We start from the raw sequence: 17,925 nt of genomic DNA, 5'->3' as shown, positions 1-17,925 counted from the left end.
ATTTGTGCTACCGATCTAGTTTTCGTGGTGGTGGCAGAATGGAGATTACGGTGAATTTAGAGAAAGAAGAGCTCTTATTTCGCAAGATTATATTAGAGACAGCGAAAAGTGCTTATCATAAAGAGATATGTGTGTATACTGATTTCTTAAATATTAACGAAATCAGTATATTTCATAGTATGGAGAAAGAATTACCTTTGCTAGCATACTCGATGTATGGTGGATATGAGGGTGCAGAAAGGGTTCGAATTTGCTTTCATGGAGACCGAACCAAGGAGCATGGAACTATTGTATTACAGACTAAGGAAAAAAACGAGTATCCTATTGAATGTCTTAGAATCTATCCGACAAGTGAGAAATTTGCCAGGGAACTCGACCATAGAGATTACTTAGGAGCTATTCTTAATGTTGGTATTGAACGTTCAAAACTTGGTGACATCTTAGTAAGAGGAAAAGAGGCTTATTGCTATTGTGATGCACTGCTAAGTGAATATGTAAAGACAAGCCTTGGCAAAGTAAGACACAATATCGTTCGTGTTGAAGTGATAAAACCAGAAGAAGTACAAGCCACAACATCCTTTAAAGAAGTAACCGGTAGCGTTGCTTCTTTTCGTTTGGATTCCCTTATTGCACTTGCTTTTCGTACTTCGAGAAGTAGTATTACTGGTTTGATTGCTGGGGAAAAGGTGTTTGTCAATGCAAGACTAATCACTTCCAATAGTTATATATTAAAACCTGATGATATTGTTTCTGTTCGAGGTTTCGGTAAATTCAAGGTGAAAGAACAAGGCGGTATCTCAAAAAAAGGTAGGATATACGCAACTTTATCTATATACCAATAGGAGGAATAGGATATGATTACACCAATAGAAATACAAAGTAAAACGTTCAAATCTGGTGGACTTGGGTATGATAAGAAAGATGTAGATGCTTTCTTTCGTGAGGTATTGTTAAGTTTCGAGCAGATATATCGTGAAAATATGGAGATGAAAGATAAGATTTCTGTCTTAACAGAAGGAATACAATATTATAAAACAATTGAAAAAACGTTGCAGAAAGCTTTGGTTCTTGCAGAAAAAACAGCAGAAGATACAAAAGCACAGGCACTTGTTACAGCGAAAAATATTGAAAATGAAGCAAGGACAAGAGCACAGATTATTGTAGCTGATGCAAAAAATGAGTTGGAACATATTCATGCTCAGACAATCGGGTTATTACAACAGTATGAAAAATATAAATTACAATTTAAAAATTTAGCTGCAGCTCAAATAGAACTACTGGAAAGTGATTCCTTTGATATAAGCCTTGCAAGAATAGATACCTTTTTAAATCTTAACGATAGGGATGGAGACACTACTAAAGCAAAGAGCAATGGTGGGGCTTCCCATGGGACAGTTAATACTGCAACTACCTCTACAAAAAATCCTATCAAGAAGACGCTAGAGCCTGTTCTAAAAGGTACGAATGGTCATGAACCAAGAGTAGAACATAAGAATCAGAGTATCAGTAATAAAAACAACATTAAGAAACAGCATCAAGATACAGCGACAGATTATTCGGATGCATTAGAACAAGTTAGTGCGTCAGAAGAAGAGATTACCTTAGAAGAATATAACGAATTAATGAAAGTGACGTCTTCACAGACGGAGGAAAATACGAGTGAGCATCAGGAAGAGTTTTCCTTTATTAATCTAGAGGATGATGAAGATTAAGGAGGAAACCAACTATGCTTGATATGTATGATAGACTCGAAGTTAAATTTCAAAATAAACCATGCTATGATATTGTTCTAAAAGACTCTTTTCCAGATTTCATAGCAGAACTAGAAGCTTTAAATTTGAAGTCTAGAAAGTTATGTATTGTTACTGACAGTAATGTTTCAAGCATTTATTTAAAGAGTTTACAAGAGATGTTATTGTCATATACTGACAAGGTAGTATCCTTTGTTTTCCCAGCAGGAGAAGATAATAAAAACCTTGAAACAGTCCAAAACTTATATGAATTCTTAATTAAGGAAAGTTTCGACCGCAACGATGTTTTATTAGCTCTTGGTGGTGGAGTAGTTGGCGATTTGACCGGATACACTGCGGCAACCTATCTAAGAGGAATTCGTTTCTTACAGATACCAACCTCTTTATTGGCAATGGTGGATTCCAGCATTGGTGGAAAAACAGGAGTTGATTTTAAAGCATACAAAAATATGGTTGGGGCATTTTATATGCCTTCCTGTGTTTATATGAATTTAGAATGTTTAAAATCATTAAAGGAACGAGTTTATCTATCTGGAATGGGAGAGATAATAAAGCATGGCTTAATTCAGGATGCAGCTTACTATGAATGGTTAAAAACGAATAAGGATGCAATCATAGGCAGAGACACTAAAGTTTTACGACAAATGGTAGGAAGAAGTTGTGAGATTAAACGTGCTGTGGTAGAAATTGATCCGCATGAACAAAAGGAAAGAGCATGGCTTAATTTCGGACATACCATAGGACATGCAGTGGAAAAATGGATGGAGTTTACCTTATTGCATGGTGAATGTGTCGCAATTGGTATGGTAGCGTCCTCTTATCTATCCTATGAGAGGGGCTATTTAACCAAAGAAGAACTGGAAGATATCTTAACAACGTTGGAAGCCTTCCATTTACCAATATCAGTGAAAAAATTGAACGTATCAAATATTCTGGAAGCGTTAAGTAGAGATAAGAAAATGGATGCTGGACAAATCAAATTTATATTGTTACGTAGTATTGGAGAAGCTGTCATTGATACGGCTGTTACGAGGGAAGAGCTTATCAATGCAATTGAGTACATCATGTTAGAAAGGTAACAAGGGGATGAAACAAGAAAATATATTATCAAAAAAGACTTATTTTAAGTATGGCATTTTATTTGTGGTACTGCTTGTCCTTGATCAGATAACAAAGTATTTTGCAAAATTAAACTTTGCAGATGGAGATTCCTTTGTTATCTTACCAAAAGTACTTAAATTCATCTATCACGAGAATGAAGGTGCAGCTTGGGGTATCTTTAGCGGAAGAGCATCACTGTTAACCATGATTACCGTGGTTGCTGTTGCTATTATGGCGTATCTGTTTTTTAAGTTACCAAGAACAAAGAAATATAATGCTCTACGATATATCTTAGTATTTATTGCTGCCGGAGCTGCTGGTAACAATTTAATTGATCGAGTTTTATTTGGCCATGTCATTGATTTTATTTATTTTGAATTGATCGATTTTCCGGTATTTAATGTGGCTGATATTTACATTACGTGCTCCACGGTGTTATTTGCAATATTACTTTTATTTTATTATAAAGATGATGATTTTGCATGTCTAAGTAAGAAGAAAAAAGATGAGAAGATCGAAAGTTAGTTGATATTATAGCTTATGAGAAATTACGAAGCTATTTCTCATAAAAGGTGCGCTTTTTGCACCGTAAATCCGATTATCAGAACAAGATTATGTCCTGATAATAAAAGTTATAATACACAAATTATATAGGAAAAATAGAGCTAAAAGTTAAGAGGAAACAGAATGGAGAACAACATAAAAACCTGCTGGATTGATAGTGAATATGAGGATGAACGAATTGATAGTTTTCTGGCTGAATTGGAGGAAGGCCTATCACGTTCTTATGTTCAGAGGTTAATAAAAGATTCCCTTGTGAAGATAAACGGTAATGTAATTAAGGCAAATTATCGTTTAAGAGAAGGCGATGTTTTAACCTATGAAGTACCGGAACCTGTATCACTGGAGATAGCGGCGGAGAATATTCCCCTTACGATCTTATATGAAGATGATGATATTATCGTAATTAATAAACCAAAAGGAATGGTGGTGCATCCTGCTGCAGGCCACTATTCTGGTACCCTAGTAAATGCATTATTATATCATTGTAAAGATAGGTTATCAGGAATTAATGGAGTCATGAGACCAGGAATCGTTCATCGTATTGATATGAATACTACCGGTGTTTTGGTTGTATGTAAAAATGATAAATCTCACCAATCAATAGCAGAACAGTTAAAGGTACATTCGATTACAAGAAAATATGAAGCTATCGTCTATCATTCCTTTAAACAAACAGAAGGAACAGTAGATGCACCCATTGGTAGACATCCAATTGATCGTAAGAAGATGGCAATCAACCAGAAGAATGGTAAGAATGCGGTTACCAATTATCGTGTATTGGAAAATTTTAATCAAGGGTATGCTCATATTGAATGTACGCTAAAAACAGGACGTACTCACCAAATCCGCGTTCATATGGCAAGTATACATCACCCTTTGTTAGGTGATGATGTGTATGGACCGGAGAAAGATAAATTTCATCTTGAAGGGCAGGCTTTACATGCCAGAGTTTTAGGATTCCTTCATCCAACCACGCAGGAGTATATGGAATTTGAAGCACCATTGCCCGAATACTTTAATCAATTGATTGAAAAATTGAGGTGTAACTAAGTGAAACGCAATGCAATTAATAAATTAATATCATGGAAAGAGCAGAATTTAGGGAAACCTATGTGGATTACCGGCATCAAAGGTGTCGGTAAAACTTTCTTAGCACTTGACTTTGCTAAATCCTTTTACGAAGGCAATCTCTATGTAAACTTCGAGACGAATGCAGCTGTTTGCAACCTATTTCAAAAGGCAGCTTATTCTGCTAAGAATGAACTAAGTTTTATCGAGTTAATATATCAATATTATGAGATACCAATGGAATTATCCGGAAATCTATTAATAATATTAGATGAAATAACTTTTTGCAAAGAAGCAGTCGAAGCGTTAAATCATTATCTTCGAGAAGAACATGCTGTTCCAATCATAGTATTATCAAGTGAACTTTATGACATTGACCTCGAATATTTTGATTGCTTTACACTTTATCCTATGGAATTTGATGAATTTTTAGTAGCACAAGGGGACGAATGGTATGCCGAAGTAATCAAGGGCCATTATCAGACGAATCGTAAGATACCTGAAATTGTGCATAAGGAGCTTCTAACAATTTTTGAAGATTATCTTCTTGTAGGTGGAATGCCAGCAGCGGTGAATGATTTTATTACCATGGAAAGTGCGAATAATGTTGCTGAAATCCATCAACGAGTTTATCTATCTCAACTTGCTTTTGCAAAAGAGAAGCAGTCAGAAAGTGATGCCCTAAAACTTCAGCAAGTTTGCTCTGTTATGGTTGAGCAACTATTAAAAGAGAATAAAAAGTTTCAATATCGTTTAATACGTAAAGGTGCTACCTATGCCCTTTATAAAGATGTGATTCAATATCTTGCGTCAAATTCTCTTGTTTATAAATGTGCAAAAGGTACATATGACAAAACAGAAGGTATTACCATAAGTCCAGAAGCATTACAATTTAAGCTTTATGTTTCGGATGTCGGGATACTAAATACGTTAATCCGAAAAAACGCTCTTTATTTGGACGCTAAGAAGGAAATGATAGAAAAGACGATATTAGATAACTATATCATGCAAAGTCTAATAGCCAGAGGTTATCTTCCAAATTTTTGGGAGTCGAATAGTCAAGCAAAGATAGATTTCTTGATTCAAAACTCCGATGGAGTGATACCACTTGAGATTAAGACGAATGAAAATACAAGATCAAAGAGTGTGAGTATCTTTCGTGCTGCACATGAAATACCTTACTCGATAAAAATATCAAATCGAAATTATGAATACTCAAATCAAGTGAAACATTTGCCATATTATGCGATGTTTTGCCTATAAGATAGATTGACAAATTAATTCTAATTCGGTAGAATAATGGTATATGTTACCAACTACTGCGGTAGTCTGAATAGTTTTAATTCAAAATAAGGATGAGTTACCGACATTATTTATAAAGTATCTTTTTTTTTGAAAGAATTACTATAGCTTATAATGGTTATGGTAATCTCTTAGGCTGGAAATATACTACGGAAGATTTCAATTTTTATAAAGATTAGACAAAATGTTATATTAATCTACATCTGTAGAATAAGCTTATGAAAACTATAATTTGAATAAATGAGCATCAAACAAAAGAGATGCTTGTGAGGAGAAGCAAAATATGGGAGAAATAAGATTACACGAAGGTGAACTTAATATCATGGAACTTTTGTGGTCGAACAAAGTACTGGCGGCGAAGGATATTGCAAAAATAATCAAAGAATATGTCGGTTGGGAGAAGAATACTACCTATACCGTAATTAAACGATTGATTGAGAAAGGAGCAATTATCAGAGAAGAGCCAGGATTCCTATGTAAAGCAGCTATCTCTAAACGAACCGTTCAACGTACGGAAACTAAGGTTCTATTAGATAAACTATTTAACGGCTCACTTAATACATTTTTAGTCGAATACTTAAATAATCAAAGTCTAAAGAAAACCGAGATTATGGAATTAGAGAGAATACTTAGTAATTATAAAACAGTATAGAGTTAGGTACAATAAAAAGAAAATAAAGATATCTATTAGGAGTAGAGAATCAGCAAGTAATGTGAGAAGAGAAGCTAAGCTTCTCTTTTACTATTTATGACAAGACTTATAATAGACAGACCATTTGGGGTATAAAATGATTAGGTTATAAGGCAATATTATCTTTTTTGCGCTAGACCATTTGGTGTGCTTTTGTCAAGTGGACATAATTAAGTAAAACATTTCTACCGCCAGTTCTATATATCGACTGGCGGTATTCTTATGCAACTATATATTTATTGTTCTAGGGTGGGATATTACCTTCCTTACTATGTGATTATTGTTTTTGTTTTGAACAATTATTTCGCTTTACATACCGACTCACGGATCACTAACTCAGAGTGGAAGAGCATTGTACTTACCGGAATTGCAGATATCAATTGAGAAAGTAGTGTAAATGCAGTTTTCCCAAGAGTGAAACGTTCCTGTCGAATTGTTGTTAACGGAGGTGCGAGGTATTTTGCAATTGGAAGATCATCAAATCCTGTGATACTAATATCTTCTGGTACTCTTAAACCGAGTTTATGAATTTCATTAATTGCACCAGCAGCGATTAGATCACTGGCACATACTACAGCAGTTGCTCCATTTTCTATAAACTGCGGAATATAGGAACTTGCAGTTTCCGGTAAGAAGCTGATACCATAACCAATCAGATTTTCATCAATTTCTAGGCCAACATCTTTCATAGCTGCAAGGAAACCTTCATAACGCAAGTTGGATACATAACTGTTTTTGGAACCGTTTAATAATGCGATTTTTTTATGACCATTTTCATATAGATAATTAACTAAGGATTTTGTGCCGATATGGTTGTCCGTTCCAATGTAAGCGACATGTTTATTTGATATGTAGTTATCAAATAGAACAGTAGGAATAGTAGTATGCTTTAATTGCTGCATATAGGTATCAGTCATCTCAAACCCAAGAAAGAATGCTCCACTGTAAGATTGTTGCTTCATATAAGTATCATAGGATTGCTGCATCTGCGTATAAACATCCATAGGGATTACATCGACTTGATATTGTTGTTCTTGAGCCATTAATTTAAATCCGGTAATGAGTTCGTATCCGAATTGGTTGATATTTTCATAATCCATGTTTTCAACCATAATGCAAACTTTATGATGATCTTGGGATTTTTTTTCTTTTACAACATATCCTAACATTACCGCAGTATCCAGTACTTGTTGACGCATTTCCTCACTGATATCACTCGCCCCATGCAGGCCTTTTGATACGGTGCTTATGGATACACCAAGCTTTGCTGCTATATCTTTAATTGTTGCCATAACGACCTCCATTAGTTCGATTTCCATTTACTGTTGTCTATTATATCTTATTTGCATTCGATTGTAAAGTTTCGAAAACAATATTTTCATTTCTCTCAGCAATTTCGTTTCTGAAAATGTCTTAAAACCGCACAATATGTACATGTGCACAATATTAAAAGTGGATGTAAGAAAATAATTATATAAAATAGCTAAAATAATTGAATATTACTATTGACAATTGGCATATATTTGTTTAGTATATAGTTATAGTTTTCGAAAATAAACGAAAACTGTTCCAAGAATGTAATCGTTGTTCGAGATTACACATTTATAATTTAAGGGAGGTAATTTATAATGAAGAAAGCAAGTAAGGTTCTAGCGTTATCTTTAGCGCTCGTTATGACATTAGGTTCACTTGCAGCATGTGGTAAGAAAGATAGCACAAGCGGTTCAAATGAAACAAAACCAACACCAACCACAGCAGTAGCAACTACAGAGCCTACCAAAGCTCCAGAGAATACACCTGCGGAAGCAAAAAAAATCAACTTAAAAGTTTGGGGTCCTCAAGAAGAGCAAGTAGCTTTTGAAGGTTATGGTTCAAGTTTATTAGGTTATATGTGTGACAAATTCAACGAAGCTCATCCAGAGTGGGATATTACATTTACATATGGTGCTGTTTCTGAGGCCGATGCAAAGACTGAACTTTCCAAGGATGCAGCAGCTGCAGCAGATGTATTTATGTTTGCATCTGACCAGACCGCATTCTTAGTTGAGAATGGTATTTTAGCTCCAATCACTTTATATCAAGATGAAATTACAGCTGCAAATGGTGGTGCAACTGCTGGTTCTATCACAGCCGCAACCTTTAATGATATGTTATATGCAGTTCCATTTACTCCAAATTCCTGGTTTATGTACTATGACAAGAGCAAGTACACAGAAGAAGAGGTTAAGTCCCTTGACGTAATGATGGCAAAAGATTTAGGTGCAGATGTAAAGAATTTTAGTATGGACTTAGATAATGGCTGGTATCTTGCATCTTTCTTCTTTGCTGGTGGATGCTCCTTATTCGGTGCAGATGGACAGAATGCTACAGAATGTACGTTCAACAATGAAAACGGAGTAAAAGTCGGTAATTATTTAGTGGATCTAGCAACAAGCAACAAATTCTTAATGGAAACAGAGAATGGTGCAAATGCAATTGATGCATTAACGAAAGGCAAACTTGGAGCATGGTGTTCTGGTACATGGAATGCAGAGAATATACAAAAAGCGCTTGGTGATAACTATGCAGCAACAAAACTTCCAACCATTAGCTTAGACGGCCAAGATAGTCAGTTAAAGTCCTTCGCTGACTACAAATACATCGGTGTCAATATGAATACAGATCCAGAAGCTATGGAAGCTGCTCAGGCATTAGCTGCTTACCTTGGTGGTGAAGAGTGCCAGAAGATTCGTTTCCTTGCAAGAAGTATTGCTCCTACCGTTACATCCTTAGTATCTGATCCAGAAGTATCTGCTAATATTGCAGTTGCAGCTTTAAGTGAGCAGGCAGCTTATACACAGTTCCAGTCAACAATTCCTCAGATGGGTAATTTCTGGTCTCCAGCAGAAGGTTTTGGAGCTGGTGTTTATAATAAGGAAATAACGAAAGAAAATATGCAGGAACAGTTAGATGCATTTGTAACAAATGTATTAACTGCATTGAACTAAGGTCAACTTGGTATAATAAGGTGCTGCTGCAAGGTATTCGCTACCAAGCAGCAGCACTTCCTATAAGAGGATTCGTTATGATTCAACAAACAAGAGAAGGTACGCTTCGCATAATTTTTCATTGTGATACAAGAGAAGGAATGATTCATAAAAAATTTCTTGTCATAGTCAATAAGAGAAACAACTTCACTACTTTTTCTTATCATAATCAACAGGTACAACAGAGAAGTATTTCATTAGGTACATAACCTGTGCAAATGTAAGAAAAGAACAAAAGGGTTGAGTCTTAACGAATAGCCTTATAGGAATAACCTTAAAAGGTTAGGGAATTGGAAAAGGAGGAATGGTAGCATGAGCAGCAGAAGAAAGGAAGCCGCTAGCAGGCAGAAAAAAGCACGAGAAAATCCATTCAAAACAATCGGTATGATTTGGAAGGAAGGGGATCTACTTACTAGACTATCTTTTATAATCATGGGATTAGGAAATCTTTTGCGAAAACAAATTATAAAAGGTTTGATATTCCTAGGTGCAGAATTAGGATTTTTATTTTATATGGTAACGATCGGAATTAATGCTTTCTCACATTTTGATGACTTAGGTGAAGTGCAGCAGGGAATGTATATTGATCCTGAAACAAAACTACCTGTAAAAATGGCAGGGGATAACTCCATGCTTCTTTTATTAGCAGCGGTTGTTGCTTTATTTATTATACTAGCATTTGTAATCATGTGGCATACGAATGTGAAAGCAGCGTATGAGGTACAAAGAAAGAAGGAAAAAGGGGAAAAAATACCTAGCTTTATTGATGATGTGAAATCCTATTTTGACCGCAAGATACATAGGACATTAATGTTTTTTCCAATCATGGGTATTTTAATATTCAATATCTTACCTCTTTGTTTTATGATCTTAATTGCATTTACGAACTTTGATGCAAAGCATCAGCCTCCAGGAAATCTATTTCATTGGATTGGACTTGATAATTTTAAGAGTATGCTAAATGCTGGAAATATCATTGGTAGAACCTTTTGGCCTATTCTAGGCTGGACACTTATTTGGGCTGTTTTTGCAACATTTTTAAATTACTTCTTTGGTATGGTTCTTGCAATGATTATTAACCGTAAGGGTACCAGACTTAAGAGCTTTTGGAGAACTATTTTTGTAATGTCAATTGCAGTTCCTCAATTCGTATCCCTATTAATTATCCGTAGTATGCTAACAGAACAAGGACCAGTAAATTCCTTACTAATGCAACTTGGAGTTATTAAAAATGCACTTCCGTTCTTTACGAATACAACCTGGGCAAGAGTAACCGTAATTATTGTCAACCTTTGGGTAGGTGTTCCATATACGATGTTAATTACAACTGGTATTCTTCAAAACATACCAGCTGAATTGTATGAGTCAGCAAAAATTGATGGTGCTAATGCAGTAAAGATTTACTTTAAGATTACGTTACCTTATATGTTATTTGTAACCACACCTTATTTAATTACACAGTTTGTTGGTAATTTAAATAACTTTAACGTAATCTTTTTATTAACTGGTGGTAATCCAATTAATCTTCATTATTATCAATCCGGTACTACAGACTTGTTAGTAACATGGCTTTATAAGCTAACGGTCAATAGCTTTGACTACTCCTATGCAGCAGTTATCGGTATTTTGGTATTTGTATTAAGTGCCGTAATATCGTTAATCACTTACCGTAGGACAAAATCCTACAAAGATGAGGAGGGATTCCAATGATGGTAAAAAAAGAGACTAAAATGAAACACAATCGTTCCATGAGAAAGAGGAAGCTCCTTACGAATACCTTCGTACATATTCTCTTATCGGTACTTGCTATTATCTGGATATTACCGATTGTTTGGGTAATTATAACCTCTTTTAAAGGAGATGGAACAGGTCCATATACTGGACAATTCTTACCGACAAAGTTTACTTTAGATAATTACATTCGCTTGTTTAAAGAGAATGACTTATTCTACTTTGGCAGATGGTTTATGAACACCTTAGTAGTCGCTATCTTTTCCTGTATTATATCCACATTTTATGTATTATGTATTTCCTATTCTTTATCAAGGACTAGATTTAAGGGTAGAAAGACAATGATGAACTTTGGGCTGATTCTAAACATGTTCCCAGGATTTATGTCCATGATTGCTGTTTACTATATCTTAAAAGGGATAGGAATTACTCAATCATTAATTGCTTTAATCCTTGTATACTCTGGAGGAGCAGGGCTTGGGTATTATATCGCAAAAGGATTTTTTGATACGATTCCGAAAGCAATTGATGAAGCAGCTCAAATTGATGGAGCTACAAAATGGAGTGTATTTACTAAAATTACAATGCCATTATCAAAACCTATCATTGTATATACTATCTTAACCTCCTTCTTAGCTCCTTGGCTAGATTTTATCTTTGCCAAGGTAATCATGGGAGATAAGTATGAAAATTACACTGTTTCTATCGGATTATGGACGATGTTGGAGAAAGAATTCATTCAAAACTGGTACACAAGATTTGCAGCAGGAGCTGTATGTGTATCGATACCAATTGCTTTATTATTTATCGTAATGCAGAAATATTATACAGACGGTCTGTCCGGTTCTGTCAAAGGTTAATGACTATAAAATTGATCGGAGGGGGCAGGGATGAGAAAGTCAAAAAGATTTGGGTGTCTCTTATTAATTAATGCGTTATTACTTAGCGGTTGTAGTAAGATAACTCAAAATAATAATAATTCCATTCCTACACCAAACGAAGAGATTACTGAGGTGGTAACTCCGACTGTTACTACCTCACCTTCCGAGGGGGTAGAGAATGGAATGAATGAATATCCGCCAATCGCTACGAATGAGTTACATAAGATAGAAGATAATTATCGTACTTACTATGAAGTTTTTTTATATTCCTTCTGTGATAGTAATGGGGATGGAATTGGTGATATTAATGGTTTAATTTCAAAACTTGACTATTTAAATGATAATGATCCAAGCACAGATTCTGATTTAGGAATCGATGGTATCTGGTTAATGCCGATCATGCCATCGGATACCTACCATAAATACGATGTAAATGATTATTATAGCATTGACCCAAGCTATGGAACTTTGGAGGATTTTAAAACTCTGTTAAGCGAGTGTGAAAAACGTGGTATTAAGGTTATTATTGATTTTATATTCAATCATACTTCGGATGAAAATCCTTGGTTTGTAGAAGCAACAGACTATATAAGGAAGCTTCCTGAGGGAAAGGCACCGGATTCTAAGGAATGTCCTTATATTGATTTTTATAATTTTGAGAAAGATAAGGCAGATAGTAGTACTTATTACCGAGTAGGTATGACCGATTGGTATTATGAAGCAGTATTCTGGAATGAGATGCCAGATTTAAATCTAAGTAGTGACATGGTAAGAGGAGAAATCGAAAAGATAGCAAGCTATTGGTTAGACCTAGGGGTTGGAGGATTTCGTTTGGATGCAGCGAAAGAGTATTTTACGGGTTCTCCAGAGAAGAATATTGAGGTTTTATCCTGGTTTACAAATTTTTGTAAAGAAAAAGATCCAAATTGTTACTTAGTAGCTGAAGTTTGGGATTCTTTTGGAACTATAGCTTCTTATTATGAGAGCGGTATCGATAGCATCTTTAACTATGCTTATGGAGATTCCGTTGGTAAAATTGCATCTGCTGTTAAGACCGCTGGTCTTTCTAAGGCTGGTTACAATCTTGCTTCGAATATGGTGCAGGTTCAAACGATATTTGAATCAAAAAATCCGAATTATATTGATGCATCGTTTGTCAGTAATCATGACAATAATCGCGCCGCAGCCTATGTTTCCTATGATGAGGATAAAGTGAAACTTCTTGGTGGAATTAATCTCTTTATGAATGGAAGTAGCTTTCTATATTATGGCGAAGAAATCGGCTTGTCGGGTGTTGGAAAAGATGAAAATAAGAGAGCACCTATGCTTTGGTCTGATACCGATAAAACAGGAATTACAATGGGACCACCAAAGATGGAGCGTCAAGAGCAGCATTTTCCTGGTGTGGATGCACAGAGTAAAGATTCTTCTTCCATATTAAATTATTATAGGAAAGCGATCAGGTTACGGAATGAAAATCCTGAGATTGCGAGAGGAAAAGTCGAGATGATACCAATGAGTGATCAAGATATCGCAGCGGTAACGAAGACATATGAAGGCTCCTCTATCATAGTTCTATATAATTTAAGCCCAGAAGAAAAGCAGCTTACGTTATCTAAGAAAGATTATTCCTATGAATCTATCCGTGGAGCGCTTACAACTACAGCACAACAGCCAAGTCTGCAAAATGAATTGGTAACGTTACCGGCGTACGCAATCGTAATATTGAAGTAGAAAACGTATGGTAACAGATGATTACTTGAGTGAATAGAGATGAGGAGATAAAGAATGAATCAAAAACTGGAACAGCTAAAGACTTTAAAGACGAACGAGGAAATTTATTATTATCTTCTTTCCATGACCAAGGATATGGTGAAACGTGGTAAGAAGAATGAATCAAAGAAGAAATTATATTATATATCCGCTGAATTCTTAATTGGTAAACTATTATCCAATAACCTGATTAATCTTGGAATCTACGATCAAGTAGAAAACGCACTACAATCTCTTGGTAAGAGTATGGCAGAGATTGAAGAAGTAGAATTAGAGCCATCCTTAGGAAATGGTGGACTTGGTCGATTAGCAGCTTGTTTTCTTGACTCCATCGCAACTCTTGGCTTAGATGGGGATGGTATTGGCTTAAATTATCATTATGGATTATTTAAGCAGACTTTTAAGAACAATCTACAGACGGAAGAGAAGAACCCATGGATTACAAAGGAAAGCTGGCTTACAAAGAAAAAGACACATTATAAGATTCCGTTTGCTGATTTTACATTAACATCAACGTTATATGATATCGATGTAACTGGATATGAGAGTGGTTCCAATAAGTTGCATCTATTTGATATTGATACAATTAATGAGAATCTAGTCACGGATAACATTAACTTTGATAAGGAAGATATCCGTCATAATCTAACGTTATTCTTATATCCGGACGATAGTGACGAAAAAGGGAAGCTACTTAGAATATATCAGCAGTACTTTATGGTGAGTAATGCTGCACAATATATTATAGAGGAAGCAGTTGAAAAGGGTAGTAACTTATATGATTTAGCTGACTATGCCGTTGTGCAGATTAATGACACCCATCCTACGTTAGTAATTCCAGAGTTCATCCGTTTATTAATGGAAAGAGGGGTTAGTATAAGAAAAGCGATATCTATCGTTTCTAATATGTGTGCATACACAAATCACACAATCCTTGCGGAAGCGTTAGAGACTTGGCCTATGGAGTATTTAAAGAAGGTAGTTCCACACTTGGTTCCAATCATACAGACATTAGATCGTAGAATTAAGAGAAAGTATAAAAATGAAGAAGTTGCAATTATTGATAAGCAAAAACGAGTTCACATGGCCTTTATCGACATTCATTATGGATTTAGTGTTAATGGGGTTGCAGCACTTCATACTGACATACTAAAACAGAACGAATTAAAAGCATTTTATGAATTATACCCTGACAAATTTAATAATAAGACGAATGGTATTACCTTCCGACGTTGGTTATTACATTGCAATAAGCCGTTAACTTCTTTGCTCGAAGAATTAATAGGTTCCGAGTTTAAAAAGGATGCAATGAACTTAACAAAACTTTTAGATTATGAAAAGGATGAAACGGTTCTGTCTCGTTTGCTTGAGATTAAAAAGGAAGCGAAGGTTGCTTTAAGTGATTATTTAAAGAAGACACAAAATCTAACACTCAATCCGGATTCTATTTATGATATTCAGATTAAGCGTCTTCATGAGTATAAACGTCAGCAGATGAATACTCTTTATATTATTCATAAGTACTTAGAGATTAAATCAGGCAAGCGTCCGTCTACTCCAATTACGTTCCTCTTTGGTGCGAAAGCTGCACCAGCTTACGTAATCGCAAAAGACATAATTCATCTAATCCTTTGCCTACAAGAACTAATTGCAAAAGACAAAGAAGTTAGTCCATACATGAATGTAGTTATGGTAGAAAATTACAATGTAACTCTTGCTGAAAAATTAATTCCTGCCTGTGATATTTCAGAACAGATATCCTTAGCGTCGAAAGAAGCAAGCGGAACTGGTAACATGAAGTTTATGTTAAATGGTGCGATTACTCTTGGTACAGAGGATGGTGCTAATGTTGAGATTCACGAATTAGTAGGTGACGATAATATCTATATCTTTGGAGCAAAGAGTGATGAAGTTATTACTCATTATGAGAAATCAGACTATAGTTCGAAAGAAATCTGCGAAAAGGATGCACAAATCAAGGAATTAGTTGATTTTATTGTAAGTGTAGAATTATTAGCAGTTGGTTCGAAGGAAAATCTGGAGCGATTACATCATGAAATAATAAGCAAAGACTGGTTTATGACTTTACTTGACTTAAAGGAGTATATCGAAAAGAAAGACGAAGCATTTAAAGATTATGAAGATCGTAAAGCTTGGGCGAAAAAGATGATTGTTAACATCTCAAAAGCAGGTTATTTCTCTTCTGACCGTACCATTGCACAGTATAATGACGAAATCTGGAAACTTAACTAGGGAGGAACCTAACATGAGAAAAGCGGGAATCTTAATGCCAGTTGCATCCCTCCCATCCCCTTACGGTATTGGGGATTTCGGAGAAGACAGCTATCGATTTATTGACTTAATGAAGCAAGCAGGGATAACTCTGTGGCAAATATTACCTTTAAATCCGCTTGGATATGGAAACTCACCATATCAGCCTTACTCCTCCTTTGCAGGTGATGAGCTCTATATTAGCTTAGACTTATTAGAAAAGGATGGATTGTTAGAAAATACAAAGCCATACCATAAAAACTATACCCATATTGATTATCAGGGAGTACGGGCATACAAAGAAAAGTATCTAAAAAAAGCTTATAAAAATTTTAAATTACAACAAAACAGTTCAAAATCTTCCATGCAACGAAATCAAGAGTATCATGAATTTATTAAGCAAGAATGGGTTTATCCGTATGCGGTATACCTCACCATAAAAAAGCAAAATAACTTGATTTGTTGGAATGAATGGCCTAAGGATCAGCAAACTTGGATTATTAATAAGGAGTATGATATCTCTCATTTAGAGGATAAAATTGCATATGAGATGTTTCTTCAGTATGAATTTTTTTCACAATGGATGAATTTAAAAGAATATGCAAATCGAAACGGAATTGAAATCATGGGTGATATACCAATCTATGTTGGTATAGACTCCTTGGATGTCTGGAGTAATCAAGAGTGCTTCTTACTGGATGCGGATTCAAAACCAGCGTTTGTTGCAGGCGTACCACCGGATTACTTTAGTAAGACGGGACAACGTTGGGGAAATCCTATTTATGACTGGGATTATATAGAAAAGACAGGATTTGATTTTTGGTTAAAGCGTCTTTCTTATAATTCAAAGTTGTTTGATATCATAAGGATTGACCATTTTCGAGCGTTTGATACTTATTGGAAGATACCAGCATCCTGTGATACAGCGATTGAAGGAGAATGGGTGGAAGCTCCTGGGTATCAGCTATTTGACAAGGTATTTAAGGAGTTTAAGGACATAAAGATAGTGGTAGAAGACCTTGGCGACCTTAGACCCGAAGTTCTTTCGTTACGTGATCATTATGGATTTAAGGGAATGCGTATTGTACAATTTAACTTTAATCCTAGAGAAGAAGAAAATAGTAACTATGACCATGTAGAACATCTAATATTATATACTGGAACGCACGACAATCAGACGATGAAAGGTTGGTATCAATCACAAAATCCTAAAGTTAAGAAAAGGGTATTGCGTGATCTAAAGAGTTCTCATTGTACCGAAGGATCGCCAGCTTGGAGGTTTGTTGATTTTACTTACAAGCAGGATTCTTATATGTCAATTGTACCGATGCAAGACATTCTAGAATTAGATGATAAGGGGAGAATTAATACTCCAGGTACCTTAGGAACACCAAATTGGGAATGGAAGATGAATTCTTTAGAACCATTTGAGAAGAGGGTAGAAGCACTAAGAAAATTAGTAATACGTGAGTAAATTAGCCTTTTAATGGCGGGGATAAATGAAATCTTCTATGAAGTGATACAATTTCGTAGAGGAACCGTTTATTCCCGCTTTTTGATGATTTTTTTAATTTTTTAGATCTTAGATGTTCATTGGTAAGATCACCATGTTTTTTATCTTTTTCTACCTAAGATTAAGTTGTGGGATTTTGATGATAAAAAGAAATATTTTATTATTTTAACGCAGAAAAGTAAATTATGATTGAATTTTTTTTTAGAATGAGTTATTATGTCATAAAAATGATTATAGGTTTTACCTAAATAGG

At 35.2% G+C, this 17,925-nt stretch carries 15 protein-coding genes; 14 read left to right on the top strand and 1 reads right to left on the bottom strand.

The genetic code is table 11. The features are described 5' to 3' along the window. Positions 1-38 precede the first annotated feature (38 nt). The 7 genes from CC92_RS0102645 to CC92_RS0102615 all read left to right on the top strand — a co-directional run bounded on the left by CC92_RS0102645 (position 39) and on the right by CC92_RS0102615 (position 6,438). On the top strand, positions 39-842 hold the full coding sequence (locus CC92_RS0102645) for an RNA-binding protein (RefSeq protein WP_029504640.1): 804 nt from the start codon (positions 39-41) through the stop codon (positions 840-842). A gap of 12 nt (positions 843-854) precedes the next feature. Further along, the gene (locus tag CC92_RS21365; RefSeq protein WP_051650874.1) at positions 855-1,712 is read left to right on the top strand and encodes a DivIVA domain-containing protein; all 858 of its coding nucleotides are present in this window, start codon (positions 855-857) and stop codon (positions 1,710-1,712) included. A 14-nt stretch (positions 1,713-1,726) separates the two neighbouring features. Beyond that, positions 1,727-2,830, top strand: coding sequence for a 3-dehydroquinate synthase (aroB, locus tag CC92_RS0102635; RefSeq protein ID WP_029504642.1), 1,104 nt, complete (start codon positions 1,727-1,729; stop codon positions 2,828-2,830). A gap of 7 nt (positions 2,831-2,837) precedes the next feature. Next, positions 2,838-3,377 (top strand): signal peptidase II, encoded by a 540-nt coding sequence (gene lspA / locus CC92_RS0102630; RefSeq protein WP_029504643.1) that lies wholly within the window; start codon positions 2,838-2,840, stop codon positions 3,375-3,377. 162 nt (positions 3,378-3,539) lie between these two features. Further along, complete coding sequence (locus CC92_RS0102625) at positions 3,540-4,466, top strand: RluA family pseudouridine synthase (RefSeq protein WP_031420116.1); 927 nt, start codon at positions 3,540-3,542, stop codon at positions 4,464-4,466. After that, complete coding sequence (locus CC92_RS0102620) at positions 4,467-5,747, top strand: ATP-binding protein (RefSeq protein ID WP_029504645.1); 1,281 nt, start codon at positions 4,467-4,469, stop codon at positions 5,745-5,747. A gap of 322 nt (positions 5,748-6,069) precedes the next feature. Beyond that, on the top strand, positions 6,070-6,438 hold the full coding sequence (locus CC92_RS0102615) for a BlaI/MecI/CopY family transcriptional regulator (RefSeq protein ID WP_029504646.1): 369 nt from the start codon (positions 6,070-6,072) through the stop codon (positions 6,436-6,438). A 338-nt stretch (positions 6,439-6,776) separates the two neighbouring features. Here CC92_RS0102615 and CC92_RS0102610 read toward each other — a convergent pair whose 3' ends face one another. Continuing rightward, the gene (locus CC92_RS0102610; RefSeq protein ID WP_029504647.1) at positions 6,777-7,769 is read right to left on the bottom strand and encodes a LacI family DNA-binding transcriptional regulator; all 993 of its coding nucleotides are present in this window, start codon (positions 7,767-7,769) and stop codon (positions 6,777-6,779) included. Positions 7,770-8,105: 336 nt separating this feature from the next. On the opposite strand from CC92_RS0102610, the gene CC92_RS0102605 reads away from it, so the two are divergent. The 7 genes from CC92_RS0102605 to malQ all read left to right on the top strand — a co-directional run bounded on the left by CC92_RS0102605 (position 8,106) and on the right by malQ (position 17,633). Next, positions 8,106-9,464 carry an extracellular solute-binding protein gene (locus CC92_RS0102605; RefSeq protein ID WP_029504648.1) on the top strand — a complete coding sequence of 453 codons (1,359 nt, stop codon included), beginning with the start codon at positions 8,106-8,108 and terminating at the stop codon, positions 9,462-9,464. Positions 9,465-9,541: 77 nt separating this feature from the next. Continuing rightward, on the top strand, positions 9,542-9,712 hold the full coding sequence (locus CC92_RS22395) for a hypothetical protein (protein ID WP_156037019.1): 171 nt from the start codon (positions 9,542-9,544) through the stop codon (positions 9,710-9,712). A 103-nt stretch (positions 9,713-9,815) separates the two neighbouring features. Then, positions 9,816-11,213, top strand: coding sequence for a carbohydrate ABC transporter permease (locus CC92_RS0102595; RefSeq protein ID WP_029504649.1), 1,398 nt, complete (start codon positions 9,816-9,818; stop codon positions 11,211-11,213). After that, positions 11,210-12,094: a sugar ABC transporter permease gene (locus CC92_RS0102590; protein WP_330372759.1), complete on the top strand. Its 885-nt coding sequence runs from the start codon at positions 11,210-11,212 to the stop codon at positions 12,092-12,094. Before CC92_RS0102595 ends, CC92_RS0102590 begins: the two co-directional genes overlap by 4 nt. Before the next feature lie 30 nt (positions 12,095-12,124). After that, positions 12,125-13,849 (top strand): alpha-amylase family glycosyl hydrolase, encoded by a 1,725-nt coding sequence (locus CC92_RS0102585; RefSeq protein ID WP_051650875.1) that lies wholly within the window; start codon positions 12,125-12,127, stop codon positions 13,847-13,849. A gap of 54 nt (positions 13,850-13,903) precedes the next feature. Beyond that, complete coding sequence (locus tag CC92_RS0102580) at positions 13,904-16,141, top strand: glycogen/starch/alpha-glucan phosphorylase (protein WP_029504652.1); 2,238 nt, start codon at positions 13,904-13,906, stop codon at positions 16,139-16,141. A 13-nt stretch (positions 16,142-16,154) separates the two neighbouring features. Then, a complete protein-coding gene (gene malQ, locus CC92_RS0102575; protein ID WP_029504653.1) occupies positions 16,155-17,633 on the top strand; it encodes a 4-alpha-glucanotransferase in 1,479 nt (492 codons plus the stop codon). Positions 17,634-17,925 lie beyond the last annotated feature (292 nt).

Origin of the sequence: Lachnoclostridium phytofermentans, from assembly GCF_000733755.1 — a bacterium.
GTDB lineage: Bacteria > Bacillota > Clostridia > Lachnospirales > Lachnospiraceae > Lachnoclostridium > Lachnoclostridium phytofermentans_A.
The sequence above is the reverse complement of the archived record's forward strand: the minus strand, read 5'-3'. Positions and strand labels throughout refer to the sequence as shown.

Coding starts and splice junctions, on each gene's coding strand:
- CC92_RS0102645 (WP_029504640.1), top strand. CDS start 39: ATGGAGATTACGGTGAATTTAGAGAAAGAAGAGCTCTTATTTCGCAAG.
- CC92_RS21365 (WP_051650874.1), top strand. CDS start 855: ATGATTACACCAATAGAAATACAAAGTAAAACGTTCAAATCTGGTGGA.
- aroB (WP_029504642.1), top strand. CDS start 1,727: ATGCTTGATATGTATGATAGACTCGAAGTTAAATTTCAAAATAAACCA.
- lspA (WP_029504643.1), top strand. CDS start 2,838: ATGAAACAAGAAAATATATTATCAAAAAAGACTTATTTTAAGTATGGC.
- CC92_RS0102625 (WP_031420116.1), top strand. CDS start 3,540: ATGGAGAACAACATAAAAACCTGCTGGATTGATAGTGAATATGAGGAT.
- CC92_RS0102615 (WP_029504646.1), top strand. CDS start 6,070: ATGGGAGAAATAAGATTACACGAAGGTGAACTTAATATCATGGAACTT.
- CC92_RS0102610 (WP_029504647.1), bottom strand. CDS start 7,769: ATGGCAACAATTAAAGATATAGCAGCAAAGCTTGGTGTATCCATAAGC.
- CC92_RS0102605 (WP_029504648.1), top strand. CDS start 8,106: ATGAAGAAAGCAAGTAAGGTTCTAGCGTTATCTTTAGCGCTCGTTATG.
- CC92_RS22395 (WP_156037019.1), top strand. CDS start 9,542: ATGATTCAACAAACAAGAGAAGGTACGCTTCGCATAATTTTTCATTGT.
- CC92_RS0102595 (WP_029504649.1), top strand. CDS start 9,816: ATGAGCAGCAGAAGAAAGGAAGCCGCTAGCAGGCAGAAAAAAGCACGA.
- CC92_RS0102590 (WP_330372759.1), top strand. CDS start 11,210: ATGATGGTAAAAAAAGAGACTAAAATGAAACACAATCGTTCCATGAGA.
- CC92_RS0102585 (WP_051650875.1), top strand. CDS start 12,125: ATGAGAAAGTCAAAAAGATTTGGGTGTCTCTTATTAATTAATGCGTTA.
- CC92_RS0102580 (WP_029504652.1), top strand. CDS start 13,904: ATGAATCAAAAACTGGAACAGCTAAAGACTTTAAAGACGAACGAGGAA.
- malQ (WP_029504653.1), top strand. CDS start 16,155: ATGAGAAAAGCGGGAATCTTAATGCCAGTTGCATCCCTCCCATCCCCT.